Raw genomic sequence first — 18,488 nt, forward strand, 5'->3', positions numbered from 1 at the left:
TTCGGGTCAGGCTTTTAATGAGTCACATCCAAGGGTGGGACGGCTGGTTCTTATCCTGCCAGCTAGTCCCAGACCAACCACCTCGATACTCACAGTGCTTTTAAAGAATGCGCCCTGAGATACACAGAGCCAAGAAAAGTCATTACCCATCGCAATTTCTACGGGGAATCGTCGAGTCGCGGAGGATCAGAACAAGCAAAATGGTGGGTTTGCTAGTCCAGCCTATACAATCTTTCATTCATGAAAGAAATATTTATTTCTTTCTTTCAAACTCTGCCCACTTTTCTGCAACTGCTAGTTCAATTGCTTCATAAATGGGGATCTTGGCCTCAGCTTTAACTCTTGCCAGGGTATCCATCGTCTTTTCGGACAATCTGTTACTGAAAGGCACCCGCACGACTTTTCGCTCAGGTGATACCGCAACTGGTTTCGCTATCTGCTTCTCCGGTGTCGGCGCAGGTTCGACGGGATCTACGTTTACATCAGGGGCAGGGCGTGGCACGCGGCGCCTTCCCGAAGCTGGGCGTTCCGGTAGTTCTTGGTTCATTTGATAATTGTCCTTGCTAGTTCCTTGTAAGCTGCTAAGACCGGAGCGCCTTTGCGGTAGTTCCCATACCATTCCCCCGCCAAGCGAACATCTTGAACGATGGTCCGTTCTGGAACAAGCGGAATCAAGAGCAGTCCCGTTTCGCGAAGCTCATCTACAGAGCTGATTGCTGCCCGCGGTGTGATCGTGTCTTTATATCCCCCGATAACAATCCCAGCTTCCCTCAATCCTGCGGTTAAACCGAGGCGTTTCCGACTGGCCAAGAACTTATCGACTGTGATTTTGGCGCCCTCAAAGCCGTCTATTCCGTCAACGGTCGGCTTAGCAGCGTATACGACGGTGTCAGAAGCGTTCAAAGCACTTTGAGTAAGGGGGCCACCTTGACGGTTAGGGCAATCAATTACTACTAGATCCGCTGAGGAGCCGAGCAGTGAAGTTTTCAATCGTATCTCCAGGTGGTCGGAGGTGTCCTTCTCGCGGTTGGATACCGATCTCGATGAAGGCAGCACACGCAAATTTGGGCTCCAGTGAGAAGATACGGCCAACTCATCGGCCCAGCCCTCGGGGTCTTCATCCGCAAGTATTGCACCTACATCAAGTCCTGACTCGCGTGGTTGAACCGCCGTCCATTTCGTGGTGGCTGCTCTAGGATCCAGATCAATCAGCAACACATTCTTACCAGCTTCGGCAGCCACCATCGCGAGTGAAACAGCAGTGGTTGTTTTGGATACGCCACCAGACTCGCTATAAACCATGATCGTTTGCATGATTTGATCGTACATGAAATCAATCTTTCATGCAATAAATAAATATTTATTGCATGAAAGATTCACCGTTTTTGGGGATAGCGGGGAATCAAGCATTTTCCAGCGCGAATGGAAGCATCGGTATGTAGTTCTTAATGAATTGCATAGAGCTCCTGCTAGATATTGGAAGGCACCTTGGCTCAAGGTGATCAACGGACAGGTGGGCTGTTCCCGCCTGCACGCCTTCGTATGCTGTTCAAGTAGATCCGTACATACAATAATGCTTTCATGAAATAAATAAAGATTTCATGAAATCTCTATTGTTTCTCGCGGAAGACTAGTCCTATGGCTTCTACTTTCCCGAACGAGATTTTGCTAGGACGGCTCTGACTTTTGCTGCGCCGTGTGTTGCTGCGGTTTGGTGTTTTGTTTGGTTGGCGGCGTGTTTGGCTCGGCGTTCTTCTGCGGCCCGCGCAGCCGCGCGGGCTTGGTTGCTGGCTGCGGCGGCTCGCTGGGATCGGCTGAGCATGATTTCTCCGGTGGCGGTGCGCCATTGGTTCATGCGGTGCAGGATCGCTGCGCGCAAGATCCGGCAGTAGTCGATGTAGGACTGGGTTTCACGGTTGTGCTGGGGTAGTGCTCCCCAGGCTTCCTTGCCGTGCAGGCCTGGTGTGGTGCGCCATTCGAGGGCGTGCTGGATGTCTGAGATTGTCCATCCGGTGGAGAAGAAGGGTTTGAACATGTTGAGCGCGTTTTTCTTGGAAAAACGGGCGAAATCTGGCATCCGACGCAAGATTTCAGCGGCAGCCGATAGCCCCTGTCCTCTAGAGCTGATCGTTCGGTGAGCTGGCCACAGTTCAACTGGTCGATCTTCGCTGTGGTGAGTTCGCACGGCGGAGCCGTGCCCAAAAAGGTTTTCAGTGCCGCGTAGCGGCTCATTGTGAGTGTTTTTCTCGCGCGTGCGCGTGTAGGAACTTACTTCGTAAGTGGTTAACCCCCCTACGGGGAGGGGTTCTAAGTTATTTCCACAGGCTGTGTTGTTGGGGGTTTGGTGGGTTGGGCGGGTTGTGGTGGTGTCTGGTGTGTCTTGGGGGCGTAGTCCGAGGCCGATGGGGCGGGTGATGACGTAGACGGGGGCTTCGTTGGTGGCTGGTTGTCCTGCTTTGGCGGCGTATTGTGCGCTGCGGCCTGAGGCGACGATGCCGAGGATGCCGTGGGTGCGCAGGAAGCGTAGGGCGTTGCCTACGGTGGCGCGGGATACGCGTGCTTTAGAAGCGATGGTGTTCCAGGTGATGCGCACGGTCATGCTGTCGTGGTCGGTGTAGCGAAGGAGGACCCAGAGCACGGCCAGGATGTTTCGTTTGCAGTCCGCGCGGCGGCATAGCAGCTCGTCCAGGGATCGGGCGGCACGCCAGGCTTGGGCGGTGTGGTCGATTTTCTTGCTGCCGTGGGGGATTGCCCAGGCAATGGCTCGGTCGGAGGTTTCCTGGGCACGTGAGACACGCCGGATATGTACCGGGGCGGGGGTGTGGGCATGTTTGGTCGCGAGGGCTTCTTTAGCCGCATTGAACTGCGTCTTGCCTTTGGCGCTGAAGGTTTGGGGGGTTTCGGCCTTGACGAACGGGCGGTGCCCCTGGGCTGTATGGGCGAGGATTGCGGCGATGCGACCGTCGGTGGGGCGGGTGCACCAGCGTGGTTTTGTGGTGTGGATCGCGGTGTTTTGCGGCGTTTCTTTGGTGCTGGTGCTTGATTGGGCGCGCGGAGGCGCTACTATAGACACATAAGTCCTTTTCTCGTTGGAGGGTAAAGGAAGGGGAGCGTCCGGCTTGGTAACCGGAAGCTTCGTGGTAAATCACGATCTGAGAACTTTGGCGAGTAGGCAGATCGGATTCAGAATTTTAGTCCCGCGCTTTGCGCGGGCTTTTCTGTTTAAGGCTTGTCGATAGGCAAGTGGCCTTCCTCATCGTCACGAAGCACCCAATCAGGGAGACCACGTTCGTCAAGTTCGAGAGTTTCGACCATCATGTCGAATAGGGCTGCACCCGAGATACCAGCTTTGGCAGCTAGTTCGGTGAATTTATCCCGGTTTTCGCGCTCGACACGCCATCCCAATGGGATGGGGTCTTTCATTGACCCCTTGGGGCGCCGTGGTGAACTCATATAACCACAATATTGGATAGCGCTGTTATTAAGAGGTTTGCGACACGACTAATTTTTAAAAGATTCGACTTGTTTCTTCCCATCAGCTCTCTAGTCGGGGGAGGACAGCTCTGATCGTCAGCCTGAGTTGGGGTGGAGTTACCTGGAATCAGTGAACACATGACCTGTCTAACGCGGCTGGTGTGAATACGGTTTTTGGTGCCTCAACCAGCACATGCTGGCCGCGTAGCTATTGTCCAAACTCTATCGGGGAAACCTTTCAGTCTGTCAGACGGATTATGCATGACCACCTAATCAATCCATAGAAAGAGACTAGGAAAACACGATAGGACCATCCAGAAAGTCCAGGTTCCGACCAAACAGTGATACCCAATTTTCTAAGCGCAAGATAAACTTCGTCTCAATACTCGCATCGCAGCATTTGGGGAAAATTGAAAACTAAATTATCTGCTCTGATCCTCAGCATTGCTCTGGGAATCAGTCCACTTGTGGCAATTCCGGCGCAAGCCAGCATGGGGGACTGCACCGTTGAAGGCAGCAGCGCGGTTTGCACTGGAGCCGACCAGCAAGCAGTGCAGGGTAATACTTCCATCACTGACTTGAGCTTAGTGAACGCGCCAATTAAGGGTGATGTTCTGAAAAGCATGACCGCGCTAAACCGCCTGGCATACAACGGTCCGATTGACGTGGACTTACGAGAATTCTTGAACGCACCAGCTTTAGCACAACTGGAAATCACGTTCGACACGAAGCCCATCCGTGTGCTGGCAGGTACTGAATTCAAGCTTCAAACCTTCAAAGGTTTCGACGGCGAACCTTTCAGCTTGGAAATCGGAGACTACTTTACGAACGACGGATGGACAGATCCGCCAGTCAAGCAGGTGGGGTTCAATACTTTCGTTGCCCCCAAGGCCACGCATATTCGATTCTTGGATGGATACTACGAGGGCCAGCACAAGGCAGACGGGCGCAGCCTGCAGTACAACATCCATGTCGGTGAACAATATGTTGTCTCTGCGTACGAAGAATTATCATGGCTGGGTACGGGAAAGCTACAGGCTAGCTATGCCCCTTTCGGCGAAGCTTCGATCCTGAATCCGTCGGCAACTACGGTTCCCGTCGGTACTTGGGTGACTGCTGCAGGCAGCAAAACCTCCAGCGGTTCCGCCATGAAAACCAATTGCACTTGGAGCCGCGGCAGCACAGTAGTCCAAAAATCAAAAAGTGGAGATTCAGGCGGCTGCGCTTACAAGCTGAGCAAGGCAGACTCCGGCAAAAAGCTCACCGTCAAAGCAACGCACCATGAGTACTGGGGCGAAACAGAATACTGGCAAAGCACAACGGAAACCTTCTCCAAAACTTTCACTGTCCAGGATCCCATTCTCCTAAAACTGGGGCGGATTGACTCGGCGCAGGTAGGGAAGAAGCTCACTGCGAAGGTCTCCAATGCACCGTCAGGTGTAAAGCTCAAATACCAGTGGCTTCGCGCAGGGGAGAACATCAAGGGCGCCACCAAGTCCACTTACACGCCAACAACTCCGGATCTAGGTAAACGCCTTTCTTACACGGTTACCGGTTCAAAGACCGGAATGTATCCGGTTGTACACACCTCGGATTACACCTCCCAGGTCATCAAGGGCAAATACGCTGTCACCAAAGGCCCGAGCATCGGCGGCAAAGCGGTCTACGGTCAGACTCTGAAGGTGAATCCTGGCACCCGTTCTACCAAGCCGGGAAAGTTCAAGTACCAGTGGCTGCGTGATGGCAAGACCATCAAGAACGCCACGAAGACCACCTACAAACTGGGTCTGTCCGATGTAGGCAGGAAGATCAGCGTCCGGGTCACCGCTAGCGGTGCCGGATTTGTACCCCAGACAAGCACCACGGATAAAACCAAGACGGTAGCCAAGGCGAAGTTCACGGTAAAGAAGGGTGCCTCCGTATCGGGCAAGATGAAGGTTGGCTCGAAACTGACAGCCCAACCGGGTTCGTGGAGTCCTAAGCCTGAGAAGTACAAGTACCAGTGGTACCGTTCTGGCGCGCCGATCAGCAAAGCCACCAAGTCGACCTACAAGGTGACCTCGCGGGACCGCGGCAAGGTGGTCTATGTGAAGGTCACTGCAAGCAAGAAGGGCTATGCTTCGAAGACTTCAACTTCTTCGGTGAAGTAGTATCGTCAGCAGTTGGTCGACAACTATGTGTCCACGTGGTTGTCGGCTCTTGCGCTCTGCCGAACTCAGGACGGACGACGTAACCTAATAACCGATACTGGGATGAAGTTGCCGGTTCTTCGATGAACTATTGGCTATCTCCGTGCACAATCGAATGACGCTACTTTTTCGAATCATCTATCGCATACTCTCTTCTTAAATGTCGAATGAATCCTTATGATCAAGAAGTGGCAATCAATGGGGTAGCCACTCATCACGTCTAAGGACATCTCATGGGGATACTCTCCCGCACAAAATATACCGGCGCCCTGACTGCCGTTGCTTTAGCCGGCAGTCTACTCCTCGCCGGCGCTCCGGCTCAGGCCGCTAAGAAACCGATTGACATCACCGGTTTCAACGCCTCGGATCAAGTAATCACCAATAGCAACTGCCACCGAGTGAAAATCTCCGCCAAGCTGAAAAAGAACTACACCGGCATCACGAATGTCGGGTATTGGTTGACTTCGTCAGTAAGCAGGAATGGCGGAGAGGTCGATTCTGCCTGGTTTGCGGACACCACCGTCGACTATGTACAGATATGTCCATCATTTGAAGGTCTGGGTGCTTACAAAATCGGGCCAACCGATATCTCTGTGGACTACGAATATGTAGATCGGGATGGCTACCAGTCCTACGGCTTCAGCAACTACTGGGATACGACGAGTAAGACCATTTACCTACGCGGCAAGACCAAAAGCACTCTTACAGCCAAACGATCCGGTAAGAACGTCACGCTAACCACTAGCGCCAGCGTCTACTCGCCAGAAAAGTACCGTTACGCACAGTACAACCCCACAGCCAAACTTCAAGTCAAGTCCGGCACGAAATGGAAGACTATCAAGACAACGAAGTTGAAGAGTGGTAAAGCGACCTTCAAGCTGAAGGAGTCCAAGAAGAAGACTTATCGCGTGACGATCCCCAAAACTAGCTGGGCCACGGCAGCAACTAGTAAATCAGTGTCGAAGTAAAATCCACTCGAACCGGAATACCAGGATTTCCTGCCACTAAGAGCTGAATAAAAAAGTTTGCCAGTCACTGGGCTGGCAAACTCTTTTCTGAGATCTGCTCTTTAGATACCCGCTGCTTCAGCTCTGCCCGGGACGATTCCGTCTCACAAATAACATTGATAACGGTTTTCTCTGACAACGATTGCAACACATAGTTGCGAGATTCTGGGACTGTTGAGGTTTCGCAGATTTTTCACCGGGGGAGTGAAGTACGGCGAGACGTCTTGCAACTCTTGGATTGCAAGACGCATCTGATATTTAAAAATGTTTTCTATCGGATCATGTTCACGGCCGTTCGCAGGACTGGCTCTTACTTTGCCAGCTGATCCCAAACCAGCGACTACAAGACTGACAGTTACCGATGTATTGAGACATCACATTAATTTGGAAGATTCCACTAATTTCCTCTCATCGGCGTCTTAGCAAGACGGAAATCTCAGGATTATCAGTGTGCCCGCTGTTTAGTTTGCGGTGGTCTCACTTGACTTGAAAATTTCCAACAAATTGGGATCTGGTTACCTGTACGCTGTGCCTACAAGCCAGTCGAGAAGAAACTGCACAGCCTTCTTTGTTCTAGAGCGTCTTCTCAAGACTTGGATAGCGCAAACGGCGTGCACGCCCATCGTCGTGCGTTGACCTCATCCAATGCTTCCCGGCAAGGTCAACATACGAAACGCACACCACGCTTTCACGCTCCTCCACATTTTCCGAATGCTGTGGTCGCAAACTCCACTCAAGCTGTGTTTCATCTTCTGGTCCCTCGAAGTCAAAGACAACTCTTATCGCTTGCCCTTGCGGCAGGTTCCCCAGAGGAAAATGCGTCAACTCAGCATTAGGAGTAAGTGGCGATATAGGCCTGTTCCACTTGATCTCGCTTTTGTCGCTGAAACGCGTGATGCGTTGCGGATAGCCGTCCTTAACCTTCATGACCCCAGCGAAGATCTGAACATTCGTGATCGAGTTCCCTTCCTTCAAAGACGTTCTCGGAATGTACAGCTGAAGGTCACGGAACATGTTTTCCGAGTAGTTCGTCAGGTCAACTACAGCACCAGTAACTTCAAAACTCGCGCCCCATTCATCAGCTGCCCGTGGAGTCCCTTTCACACTAAGAACAAGCTTCTTCGCGTCCTCCCCTTCCAGCCCTTCCAAGTAGTCCATTTCCAACCGTCGATCATGCTGCTCTTTCAATTGAGCGTCAGCCGATGACTTGAAGGTACGGGCTGCATAGATCACTGCTCCGATGGTCCCGCCAGAACCAACGACTGCACCCCAGGCAGCCCAATCCCCCGCGGACTGCGGCCAGAAGTACTTCGGCTCCGGCAAAGTGCACCAACGAAGCACCCCGAGCCCGACAGCTACCAGGACAGCTACAACCCAGAACCAGGGACTAGTCATGGCATTCTTCTTATCAGCCAAGCTCTACGCACCTTCCAATCTCTTCTTGAGTGCTGCAAGACCTGCTGCACCTGTTTCGCCCATAGTAGTGCTTCAGAAAAACCGCTCGACCTCTCCTCAAGGACGTGGCTCATGAACCTTGCCAGGACTCAAATCGCGCGAAACCGAGACGAAAGGCGAAAATCAAGAAATCTTTTTTAAGTCACCAGATCTCGATGCCCACGCGCACCCAGCTTTTCGGCAGCATGTGCATTCAGTCATCTTTAACCTGCATTGCTATCTATGCGTTGATATCTATGTGTTGGCATTAGTGTTGGTATCCGCGTTGATATAGCACACGCTGAAACTGCAAGAATAGAAAATTTGGTCAAATTTCAGATTCCGAAATGCGTGCTTTCATGGATACATGACCACACAACACAACGACGCCAGGGCAAAGTTTCAAGGACTTCCAACCCTAGTCAAGCAGCACAACACCGTTACCGACATCGTCCGAGCCTCCAAACGCACTAAGAATGTCCCCATCCGTGACAGCTTCCTGCAAACGGGAGGACCGACGAATCCAAAGCCAGGCATTCTTGGGGAGTTGATCAACAGCTCTAACGGGCGCTCGCTGGATCTCTACCTTCTGCATCGCCTGGCTTCTAGCGCCGAGCCCTGGGCAACCACAAAATCTGCAGATGTTTGGGCTCGTGCCCTGGGGCTCAACGATGAGGAATATGGCAAGGCCAGCGTTTCGCGTTGCTGGAAGAAACTGACCGAGCTACAACTGATCTCAAAGACTCGTGGAACTGGACGGCACACCAAAGTGACGACACTTCAAGAGGACGGTTCAGGAAATGCGTTCGAGAACCCCACCCGGAACTACTTCACCTTGCCACTGGCCTACTGGGAGGATAAGTGGTACCAAAAGCTGAAGTACCCTGCTAAGGCGTTCCTGCTTATCGGCCGCTCGCTGCAGCCTGGCTTCTACCTGCCAGATTCGCAGGTTCGAAAGTGGTACGGCTTCTCGTCAGACACCCTCTACAGGGGTATGAACCAATTGCAGAATGAAGGACTTCTGGACGTTGACACCAGGATGACCGAAGACTGGAACACCACCGAGATCGCCAAGTCCCAGAACCACTACACGCTCCTAGGACCCTTCGCCAAACCATCCAAAACGCAACCAGTCGCCACCGACATCTGGCAACTGATCAAGGATCTGAGCGGAGGTGATACTGGTGAATCCAATGATGCCTAAACGCTCTGGCGTGGAATCGTTCCGAGTATGGCTCGACACCATCTCAACGACCATCATTGCCGTAACCGCGGTTGCCTCCGTTGTACTGCCGGCTGCACTCGGCTAACAACGGAAATCAACCTCTTCCCATAAAACGCCGAGGGCCCACTCACTGAACTAAGTGACAGCTCAGGTGGGCTCCGGCGGTGGAATCAGTTTTCCTATAATCAAATGTGCTACTTGCAAAAATGCGGATTCAGCGCGGCGATCACTGAATCCGTTTCAGGTTGGCCGCCAATGCACTAATTCGTGCCGAAACAGAACATCGCTAAACTCCGGGTTACTTTCTCCCGACAACCGTCGTTTTTGCCTGACTCTAAAAGGACCGTTTAGAGCCGGTTAACCCGTATGGCATAGAGCCTAAGCTCCCAGTGCGTTCAGTGCTTCGAAGACACAGGCCGAAGATACGCGCCACACGCCTGCGTCATCCCGTTGGAACCTCTCATTCGCAAGTAACCAATCTCCAACTTGATTTGCGCCGATATTCGCATTGTTCGAAGGTAGATCGTATGCCAGCATAGTTTCGGCCGCCCGCTGGCGCGCCTCATGCACATCTGGTTGTTTCTGCATTGTTTTTCTCCGTTATAAATGCTCGTGACTTCCGTGGTTACGGGTCACTGATACTCATCGAATACAACCTTCAGCATACCTGCCCAATAATGAACGATTGTGGGAACATCCTGAGGCGTAGCGCAGTCACGAAACTTCAAAACACGGCATTAATATTTTTCTGTCCAACCCAAGAAGGTGCTTAGCACGCCGTTATTAGCTAGCATGTGTCCTACGTGTGGCCATTAAGGCCTGTGGTCTCCGCTTTAATAGGGCCCATTGGATATTCGTTTAGATAGGTACTGACAGATGGATAATCGGACAGGGGCGGACTCCCGATGCAGCCAACCTGGAAATGCCCCATATCAATGGATTGCTAAGTACGATTCCGAAAATGAGCGAGTCAAGGAATTAGAACAATGGCTCGGAAGCCTCGCACCCTTCGACAGAGAACATTACCTCGGGCAGATTGATGGGTTATTCGAGGATGCTGCAGCAGGCAGGATAGTCAACGTGGGTGACTCTAAAACACCCATCAAACCGGTTCGAATGGATCCAGATTTATATGAGCTTCGTTACCAAGTGCTAAAGCGCAAATTGCGTTTTTATCATGGGGAACCGAGCGGTCACCCTCACTACTTAGTTCGACTGCATAAACACATTAAACGTACTCAGCACGACGGAAACGTTTCGAGAGAGGCAGCGAAAGCTGACCAAGATGAACAAATGGACTTCGCCGTATCTCGATACCGCGGCACGTCCTGACGCAACATAAATGTTGCTACAGATACGTCGGGAGGGTAGTCTGGCAACCATGTCAACCAAATTCGAGTGGTCCCATTTGACGACTCCTGGAGTTGTTCGCGCAAGATCGAAAGAACTATCCCAGTCACATCGCCAGATGATGTCCGATCTTATTGATGTCCGTATCGAACGCGGGATGACGCAAGAACATGTCGCAGAGATATTAGGCGTCAGTCGCCAGCGTGTCTCCAAGATGGAACAGTACGACTCCAACCCACGCTTGGATACCATTCAAAAGTACGCGAACGCCATTGGTGCGCTCATCGAAACGCACGTCCAAAAAGATACTCGAGACGAAACGGCCCGTTTTGAATCAGAATCGGTCGTCTATCGATCTATAAGGGTCAACTTCCCTCAAGACAAGATCGGTCATAGTACAGTTGCCAGCCCTGCAGGTGAGATTCGTAAACACACATGGTCTGACTCGACTCATTTGGCCAATCAGTGGACTCATGCGGACTTCGCATTGGTGGCGTAGAGAATGAATGATCTTTCAGCAGAAGACACTGACGCGCTTAAGGCCCTTATTACCCGCTCGAATCTGGACGGGGTCCAGTTTCACGAAATCTACGCAAAAATTAACGACGACATCCCTGACGGCATTGCACGTGAGGATGCGGATGTTGAGCTTCATTATCAGACCCGAACTTCGGATAGCGACTTCGGTGTTCGCGTAACTGTGAATGTGACTTCAGATTCAGGAAACGCCCGAGTAGTAGTTGCTGCCGAATACTCGCTCGAAAGTGGTGGCGCACCGGAACCTACATTGTTGGACTTATTTGCAAGCGAAGTTGCCATCATGACGTTGTTCCCTTTCGTTCGAGAGGGAATCCAGAGTGCGACAAGTAGAGTATTTGGGGTCCCGCTTCTACTTCCCGTCCTCGAGCGCGGCCAGATCCGCAGTAATACCTCGGCAAAGGGTACCGATTAAGCTTCAATAACAGCGGAGTCGACGTCGGGCATCGGATGTTATAACGGCGACTCAAAGAACAAGCCGCTAAAGGTGCTATATAGGATCAATTAAGTAGTCACTTAATCTTGACCAACCCCGAAGCACCTACGGATCCAGAGATTAGTGCAGCATCTTGAACAAGTATCATCAAAAGGTTTCTCTCTGAGATCGAATACCACGCCGAGAGAAGCGTCCAGAGAGGGATGTTTCGGTGCAAATAGAATATTTGCGCTGTTGTCCATCGACCGTTCTCAGCGCTCGAACTGGATTGCGATTCTTGCACATAATTTGCGAAACTCGCAATAGCTGAGGCTGGAATAGCACGTCAACGGATGCATCTGCACTGAAGTTTTTGCGGCGTCTTGGTCAAGGGACAGCACCAACCTGATGGACGCGACTACTGATAAACCTCAGGCCAAGGCAGGGTTGGGGATCGATGTGAGGCTTTACCCGAAAGTTCGTTATGTGCGGTGAAAGCAAATAAAGTCTTTTCGGCTTTACATAACGTACATTATCGGCGAACGAATTCCGTACCCGGCATAGGCCCCCACCTCGGCTGAAAATCGCATACACGAATAGTCAGGATCTTGCTGCGTATTTTCCACAATATGAGCAGCACCATTGGCCATTCGACTGCATAAAGATTCCTCCCACTCAACACGTAGACAAGTTTTGAGCAACTGATCCGGCTGCACGTGCAAGTGGACCTGCTCTCCATCGATTACGCGAGAAACTGACCAATCTGTCAGCGGAGTATGCATTTTAAGGTAAGAAATAGCCTGTTCAGCCGAATCGGTGAATATCTGAGCACCGTTAAATACCTGTGCATCTTTCGCAATGCGTGTCATCTTAGGCTTTAACCTCCATGCAGCTCAGGCGATAATACCCTCAGAGCACCATTCGAAATTAATCAAACTTAAATTCTCAACGAGAACAGCGATTCTGTGTGAAACCATTTCCTACTAAACAGAATAACAACCGTCAGGTGCTGAATTGATGTATGTCCTCTCTAAATCCCACCAGAACCGTTTGGGTATTTAACGAATGATCGAGCATTCATTGAGACAAGCACCGGCATAGTTTCAAAACTTTGGTAAGTATCGCTAGCCTGTATTCGCTTTTAGCGGTGGTTACGGCACCTACTAGGACCGGTGCCCCCTACCGGAGACAAGCACGCCGGGACCGGCATGCAAAAGCCTGGACTGCAACCCCACCAAATCCCAAGAATCCGTCCTCAGCGCTCGTCGCGTACGGTATCTTAAGGCCATGACCAGCTGGAGTATCTCAAGGCACCCCGAATGGGACCAGCTGCTGCTCGCCGGTATCACCGTGCGGGAAATCGCCGAACTATGCCATCGCGGTCCCGCCACCATCCACTACCACCTACGACGACGCGAGCATTATGAACCCGGTTTTCGCGCCAAGCACGAAGCTGCAGTGGCCTCACGCGGCAAAGCCCGGCCCTCCAGCATGTGGCGGCGACGAGCAAATGAACTGACAGCATTCCATGCTGAGTACAAAAGGGTTCCCCGCACCACCGGGGACCGCGCCGAGCGTTCCTTGCACGCCTGGCTTGCTGTTCAACGCAAAAACCTCCAGGCCGGCCAGTTGCCCGCCGCTAAAATTCTGCTTTTGCAAGACGTTCCCAACTGGCATATCGACCCGCGGCAATTCGAACTCAATGAGCGATGGCAGGCCCGGTTTGAGGCTCTTGTCCAGTACGTTGCAGAGCACGGTCACTTCCCACATTACCGGACCTACGCATCCGAGAAGGAACGATCCTTGGGTGTCTGGCTGCACAACCAGCACCAGTCTCGATCGGAGAAGAAGCTGGCGGCATGGCGGTGCGACGCTCTGGAAGAAGCTTTTCCGGGCTGGTCCAGCCAAGCTTGACCAACAACAGAAGACGAGGACCAGCCGCACAATTGTGACAGGGACCCTACGAGTGGTCTGAACGGCGACTGCTACCGCCCCCAAGACGGCAGGTCAACGATTCCGATAGGCGTCCCCACGCCCGGAATCAACTGCAAAACTTACTCATTATCGTACGTGCCCTACCGACAAGCTTCCGCTTTTGTTCGGCTATCGCGAGTACACCTTCGTTAAGCATCCGCCGGCCGGCACGTTCGCCTGCCATAGCAGAGTCTTGGGCGCCGGTTTTCTGGTTGTCCGGTGTTTTGTGGCCGAATTGTGTCTTGTCCCCGCCTCTAAACTGGGATTACAGACGCGTCAGACAGGATAAATTGAGACACGTTGGCAAAGCACCGAGCCTCAGGGCGCGGTGTGAGCATGTTGATGTCGTGAGAGTGAATGAGCGGTAAGTGAAGCTAGGGCGCGATGAATTTCAAGCGTGGCTGGATGAGGTTTCTCCAGGCACCGGTTCCGTGCGGCTTGCCGCCGTCGCTGACCTGCCGAGGTTGCGGGTCAAGCAACAGCTCGCTCGAGGCAACGTCGCCCCGGCAACAATCGCTGCCATCTCCCGCGGCCTGGATTTGGATCCTCTCACCCAGCTCGCCCGATTCGAAGCCTTCTCAGATCTTGTTCCTTCGTCGCCGGCTGTCGGTGAGATGCCAGGTTTCATTTCATCGCCAGGGTTGTTCCGCGCCAGTGCTGAACGCCTGGAAAACCAGCCAGTGACCGAAACCCAACTCGGACCTGAAAGCTACGATCTGGCGACGTTGTATTGGTTCAACCTCGCCAACGACGGGGCGTTGCGCGCCAGGATTGCTGATGAGTTGGGCGTTAATCAGCCGACGCTATGGAAGATGCTGCGCACCAGGTTGCGAGAAGACGTTGCGCTGGCTGTCTGCGAACATGCTGGGTGGCCGGGCGTGTCGGCTCTAGTGATCTCTGAAGTCCTCACGGGGAAAGAAGCTGGTTGGGTTGAAGAATGCCGTGCGACTTGGGCTAATTCGGTTCCGGTCGGGCAGTTGCTCAGTTGCACTGAGCAACGTTTGCAGCAGGTGGGCAAGCAGGAACGCGACCGGGAGAGCTTCGACCGTCATTTAGGATGAATGATGTGGCGTTTTCGAGCTGGGTGTCTGCAATCGTTGCCACCAGTTTCCTCGCAGCCCTCGTCGCCCGCCTTCCTCGCCTGATCCAAGGGATCGGGAATTTCTGGTTGTGGCTCACCCATTTGGGCATGGCCCTCGTCCTGTCCTTGGCTGTTGATCCGGTCTATGAGTTCGTTGATTCCTTGGCGGGATCCCAAAATTTTGCGAACCTCGTATCCCATATTGGCATTGCGCTGGTGTTCTTCTGCGGCGGCATACAGATCTCCCATGGCATCAACCGCCCTGAGATCGCCAACAAGATCCTGAAACTCTCTACTGTCGCATTGCCGGCCTCGGCCGCCCTGATGGGTGTCCTGTTCGTGCTCAGTGGCAGTTCCTACTCTGACGTTGGCTTGAATGCGTTCAGGGATAACCCGTTGGTGGTCTTATATAAGCTCGCGCTCTATATCTACCCGGCGATTGTTTCCTCGTTCCTGGTGGCCCCGCTGATGCGGGCAGCTACCGAATCGGTGTCCAGGATTCCTTACTACTCCAAGAAGCTCATGGGCTTCGGCTTCGGCCTGGTCATCGCGGCCCCGCTGGGGCATCTGGCCGAGCTGGCGAACCGGCAACTGGGCTGGATCACTGATCTGTTCATCTATCCTGCGATTCTCAGTGTCCTGGCGGGCATGACGTTGGGCCTGGTGGATGCGGTGCTGTGCCGGAGGCAGCAGCGACGGGAGTTCATCCGGGCATCGTGACGCCTTGCTGCTCGAGCAGTTCCATCGGGTTCGTGATTTGCCCGTCGCGCCATACTTCGAAGTGCAGGTGAAAGCCGGTGGAGTTGCCGTTGGTACCCACTTGGGCGATCTGCTCTCCTGCTTCAACTTCGTCGCCGACGTGCGCGATCAGATCGTCCGGATACATGTGGACATAGAGTGTCGTGATTTGGGTGCCGTCGTGGGTGCCGTGGTCGATTTCGATCTGGCATGGTGAGCGTCCGACGACGAGGTCATCACAACTGGCGCGGATGACTTGTCCTGCGGCTGCAGCGTAGATCGGGGTGTCTTCCGGGGCGGCGAAGTCTTCGCCGGCGTGCGGGTAGGGGCCGCGGGATTCGCCGTAGTTGTGCCAGATCTTCGTCAACGTCTCCAAGGGGAAGACCCATTCTGAGTCATTGTTCGGGGAGGTGTTTTTCGTTTTCGGATTACCAGTATCAGCCCCGTTATCGCAGATGGCGTGGGCTTCGTTTTGGCCGGTGGCGGTGACTTCTGCTCCTTGCAGGGCTGCATAGATCAGCTCGGCGTCATCCCGGCGTTGTGCGTAGTTATCTGGCAGCCCGGAGACTTGGACGGCTTCGGCCGCTTGCTCATAGGGCATCTGGTCCCAGCCGTCGATGTTCTGGAGGCGCTCGAAGAAGGTGGCGGCCGCATAGGTGGGGTTCATGATCTGTTCGACGGCACCCCAGCCAGCACTGGGACGCTGCTGGAGAATGCCGAGGGCGTCCCAGGCGTGCCCGACGCCTTCATGCGGTTCATCCAAGGAAGCCACGGCCACCTCTTTGGCTTGTTCCCATTCGTATTTGGTCATGATGTGGGTACCTTCCGGGTACTCCCAGCTCCCGTCGTTGGCCAGGATTCTCAGGCTGCTTTCCTGGATGGAGGTCATCAGCCCGATGATCGCCGCGCGTTGGGGCAGGCCTGCGTTGCTGGCTTCGTTGATGATGATCGCGGCGTTGGCCAGTTGCTTCTCCGTGTAGCTGCCGACTGGGGTGGTGGGCAGGTTGGTGACGTCGATGTTTTCCCCGATGCTGCTGTTCGGGTCGCAGTCCATGGCCCGGGGATCCGCAGCGTCCCGTGGTCCGAGAATGGTCAGAGAGAGGAAAATGCCGCCGAAGAAGACCAGGACGACAATGGCGAGGGCTTTGATGAGTCTGAAGCGTCGCATTACTTGGTGCTGGTGATCTTTTCTACGACCCATTCACCATCAGCCCGGCTCAGCAGGAAGTCCAGGGAGACGCTGTTGGTATTCACGGTGACGGTGGCGATCGCCGCGGACCGTCCCTTGACCGGTTCCTCGGTGCTGGTGACTGTGGTGGCGGTGATGTTCAGGTTTGAGACGTTCTGGAAGGTGCGTTGCGCGTCGGCCGAAAGGTAGGGCCGCAGCCCGGCAAACCATTGGGACTGTTCCAGGTCGGCGCGGGCGTAGGCTGTCGCGGCGTTGGTGGCAACCTCGCTGGCTTCTTGGGCGATCTGGGGGCTCCAGTCTTCGATGGCTGATTGTTCCGGGGAGGCGTGGATGTCGTGCATGATTCCGTTCTCATCCCCCGGCGTGTCTTCTGTTTCGGCCGGCGTGCAACCCGCCAGCAGCGCGCCGGCTAAGGCCAGAGCGAGCCCTCTCGTGGCGGCACGGCGGCGAGAGTGTTCCCTAGCGTGGTGCGTGTTGCGGTGCATTCTCTGGTTCATGGCAACCCCATTGAGTATTGTTTAGTGTTGAAACTTATATTTTCAATACTAATTGATACTATGGGTTTGATGAACGAAAGGGGACCTGCATGAGCGGGGATTGGCCGGGCGAAGAACGCCGCCGCATGAGAACAGACCTTCTGGTGAAACCAGCACCCAGCGAAACGGACACCAGCAACCCACCCACCCAGCAACCAGCCAGCGACGGACCAGCCCCTGGCTCGAGCACTACGACCCCAAATAGCGAGGGGCAAGAACCAGCAAACGCATCTGAGAAACCGGATTCCGCACAGGCATCCCCGGCATCCGGGACGATTCCGGGATCAGGAACACTACTGGGCTCAGGGACACCGCTGGTTTCGGGAACGCTCAGCAGTGCGATCACCGGTTCCGACGCCCTGGAAACGCCATTGCCAGCCGAAGAGGGGTGGCAAAAGAAGATCCGCACCTTCACTGGCGGGCTGATCGCCCCGAAACCAGGACCCCAAGAACTGGAACGCCGGGCCACGCTCGCCTCAATCCGCAGGGTTTACCCGCGGCCGGTGACAGTGACCATCGCCCAACCTGCCGGCGGCGCGGGGAAAACTTCTCTCACCGTCGCCCTGGCCTCAACCATCGGCAACACCTCGGATCACAACGTGCTGGCCATGGACAACAACGAAACCATGGGCACCCTCGGGGTGCGAACCCGTTCCAATGGGTCGAACATGACCATCATCGACCTGCTCGACGCGCTCGAGCAGCTCAAAAGCGAACGGACCCGCAGCGGCGATGTACAGTACTACACCCGCCCGCAAGGCGACAACCGGTTCAGCGTACTGGCCTCCGATGAGGATCCAGACCGGATGCAAATGCTCACCCGCCCCACCTTCAACGAACTGCTCGAAGTCGTCCAGCGTTTCTGGAATGTCGTCGTACTGGACACCGGCAACAACACCCGTGCCGAGAACTGGCTCGCCGGCATCGACGCCACCGACCAGCTCGTCTTTCCAGTGGAGCTCAACGACAAATCCGTCGTCTCGGTCCTGCGCACTATCGAACAGCTGCAAGCGATGTCCCACGTCACCGACAACCAGCACTATGCCAGTCTGTGTGAGCATGCGGTCCTGGTCATCACCCCAGGATCCCACCGACGCGCCGTGGCTCCGGAGCGCCGCCAAGAACTGCGCCACATGCTCGAACAAGCCCTCGGCGAGACCGCCACATTCCTCACCGTCCCCTACGAGCCGGCCCTAGACACGAACGGGCTCATCGACTGGCAGCTAGCCACTGACGAGTCAGTACGCGCCTTCGAGAAAGTCGCCGCTGCCGTCAGCGCCGGACTCTTCCGCTCAGCTTCCAACGACACAACCCCACGAAACACCAAGGAGAACTAACC

17 protein-coding genes are annotated in these 18,488 nt (G+C 54.2%); 9 read left to right on the top strand and 8 right to left on the bottom strand.

Annotated elements, in window-relative coordinates; all coding sequences use genetic code 11:
- Positions 1 to 253: 253 nt before the first annotated feature.
- From ACIOU9_RS17575 to ACIOU9_RS17590, 4 genes are all read right to left on the bottom strand, one after another.
- Positions 254 to 547, bottom strand: coding sequence for a hypothetical protein (locus tag ACIOU9_RS17575; protein ID WP_402697727.1), 294 nt, complete (start codon positions 545 to 547; stop codon positions 254 to 256).
- Positions 544 to 1,329, bottom strand: a complete 786-nt coding sequence (locus ACIOU9_RS17580; protein WP_402697729.1) for a ParA family protein — start codon at positions 1,327 to 1,329, stop codon at positions 544 to 546. Before ACIOU9_RS17580 ends, ACIOU9_RS17575 begins: the two co-directional genes overlap by 4 nt.
- 316 nt (positions 1,330 to 1,645) lie before the next feature.
- Positions 1,646 to 3,073 (bottom strand): hypothetical protein, encoded by a 1,428-nt coding sequence (locus ACIOU9_RS17585; RefSeq protein WP_402697730.1) that lies wholly within the window; start codon positions 3,071 to 3,073, stop codon positions 1,646 to 1,648.
- A 149-nt stretch (positions 3,074 to 3,222) separates the two neighbouring features.
- Positions 3,223 to 3,423: a hypothetical protein gene (locus tag ACIOU9_RS17590; protein ID WP_133833129.1), complete on the bottom strand. Its 201-nt coding sequence runs from the start codon at positions 3,421 to 3,423 to the stop codon at positions 3,223 to 3,225.
- Positions 3,424 to 3,884: 461 nt separating this feature from the next.
- Between ACIOU9_RS17590 and ACIOU9_RS17595 the strand changes: the two genes are divergently transcribed.
- Positions 3,885 to 5,624, top strand: coding sequence for a hypothetical protein (locus tag ACIOU9_RS17595; RefSeq protein ID WP_402697731.1), 1,740 nt, complete (start codon positions 3,885 to 3,887; stop codon positions 5,622 to 5,624).
- A 272-nt stretch (positions 5,625 to 5,896) separates the two neighbouring features.
- Complete coding sequence (locus tag ACIOU9_RS17600) at positions 5,897 to 6,631, top strand: hypothetical protein (RefSeq protein ID WP_402697732.1); 735 nt, start codon at positions 5,897 to 5,899, stop codon at positions 6,629 to 6,631.
- A gap of 612 nt (positions 6,632 to 7,243) precedes the next feature.
- Here the strand turns inward: ACIOU9_RS17600 and ACIOU9_RS17605 are convergent.
- A complete protein-coding gene (locus tag ACIOU9_RS17605) occupies positions 7,244 to 8,086 on the bottom strand; it encodes a hypothetical protein (protein ID WP_402697733.1) in 843 nt (280 codons plus the stop codon).
- A 385-nt stretch (positions 8,087 to 8,471) separates the two neighbouring features.
- Between ACIOU9_RS17605 and ACIOU9_RS17610 the strand changes: the two genes are divergently transcribed.
- The 3 genes from ACIOU9_RS17610 (at position 8,472) to ACIOU9_RS17620 (ending at position 11,631) form a co-directional block, all read left to right on the top strand.
- Positions 8,472 to 9,308 carry a hypothetical protein gene (locus ACIOU9_RS17610; RefSeq protein WP_402697735.1) on the top strand — a complete coding sequence of 279 codons (837 nt, stop codon included), beginning with the start codon at positions 8,472 to 8,474 and terminating at the stop codon, positions 9,306 to 9,308.
- 1,402 nt (positions 9,309 to 10,710) lie between these two features.
- The gene (locus ACIOU9_RS17615; protein WP_402697736.1) at positions 10,711 to 11,178 is read left to right on the top strand and encodes a helix-turn-helix transcriptional regulator; all 468 of its coding nucleotides are present in this window, start codon (positions 10,711 to 10,713) and stop codon (positions 11,176 to 11,178) included.
- Positions 11,179 to 11,181: 3 nt separating this feature from the next.
- Positions 11,182 to 11,631, top strand: a complete 450-nt coding sequence (locus ACIOU9_RS17620) for a hypothetical protein (RefSeq protein WP_402697737.1) — start codon at positions 11,182 to 11,184, stop codon at positions 11,629 to 11,631.
- 518 nt (positions 11,632 to 12,149) lie between these two features.
- Here ACIOU9_RS17620 and ACIOU9_RS17625 read toward each other — a convergent pair.
- Positions 12,150 to 12,500 (bottom strand): hypothetical protein, encoded by a 351-nt coding sequence (locus ACIOU9_RS17625; protein ID WP_402697738.1) that lies wholly within the window; start codon positions 12,498 to 12,500, stop codon positions 12,150 to 12,152.
- Positions 12,501 to 12,918: 418 nt separating this feature from the next.
- On the opposite strand from ACIOU9_RS17625, the gene ACIOU9_RS17630 reads away from it, so the two are divergent.
- The 3 genes from ACIOU9_RS17630 to ACIOU9_RS17640 all read left to right on the top strand — a co-directional run bounded on the left by ACIOU9_RS17630 (position 12,919) and on the right by ACIOU9_RS17640 (position 15,406).
- Positions 12,919 to 13,545: a helicase associated domain-containing protein gene (locus ACIOU9_RS17630; protein ID WP_402697740.1), complete on the top strand. Its 627-nt coding sequence runs from the start codon at positions 12,919 to 12,921 to the stop codon at positions 13,543 to 13,545.
- A 428-nt stretch (positions 13,546 to 13,973) separates the two neighbouring features.
- The gene (locus tag ACIOU9_RS17635) at positions 13,974 to 14,666 is read left to right on the top strand and encodes a hypothetical protein (RefSeq protein WP_402697742.1); all 693 of its coding nucleotides are present in this window, start codon (positions 13,974 to 13,976) and stop codon (positions 14,664 to 14,666) included.
- A gap of 5 nt (positions 14,667 to 14,671) precedes the next feature.
- A complete protein-coding gene (locus ACIOU9_RS17640; RefSeq protein ID WP_402697743.1) occupies positions 14,672 to 15,406 on the top strand; it encodes a hypothetical protein in 735 nt (244 codons plus the stop codon).
- Here the strand turns inward: ACIOU9_RS17640 and ACIOU9_RS17645 are convergent.
- Positions 15,390 to 16,592 (bottom strand): M23 family metallopeptidase, encoded by a 1,203-nt coding sequence (locus tag ACIOU9_RS17645; RefSeq protein ID WP_402697745.1) that lies wholly within the window; start codon positions 16,590 to 16,592, stop codon positions 15,390 to 15,392. The genes ACIOU9_RS17640 and ACIOU9_RS17645 overlap by 17 nt on opposite strands.
- Positions 16,592 to 17,110: a hypothetical protein gene (locus tag ACIOU9_RS17650; protein WP_402697746.1), complete on the bottom strand. Its 519-nt coding sequence runs from the start codon at positions 17,108 to 17,110 to the stop codon at positions 16,592 to 16,594. Before ACIOU9_RS17650 ends, ACIOU9_RS17645 begins: the two co-directional genes overlap by 1 nt.
- Positions 17,111 to 17,199: 89 nt before the next feature.
- Between ACIOU9_RS17650 and ACIOU9_RS17655 the strand changes: the two genes are divergently transcribed.
- A complete protein-coding gene (locus tag ACIOU9_RS17655) occupies positions 17,200 to 18,486 on the top strand; it encodes a ParA family protein (RefSeq protein ID WP_402697747.1) in 1,287 nt (428 codons plus the stop codon).
- The last annotated feature ends 2 nt before the right edge of the window (positions 18,487 to 18,488 follow it).

The sequence above is a fragment of the Glutamicibacter sp. NPDC087583 genome (assembly GCF_044743685.1).
Taxonomy (GTDB): domain Bacteria; phylum Actinomycetota; class Actinomycetes; order Actinomycetales; family Micrococcaceae; genus Glutamicibacter.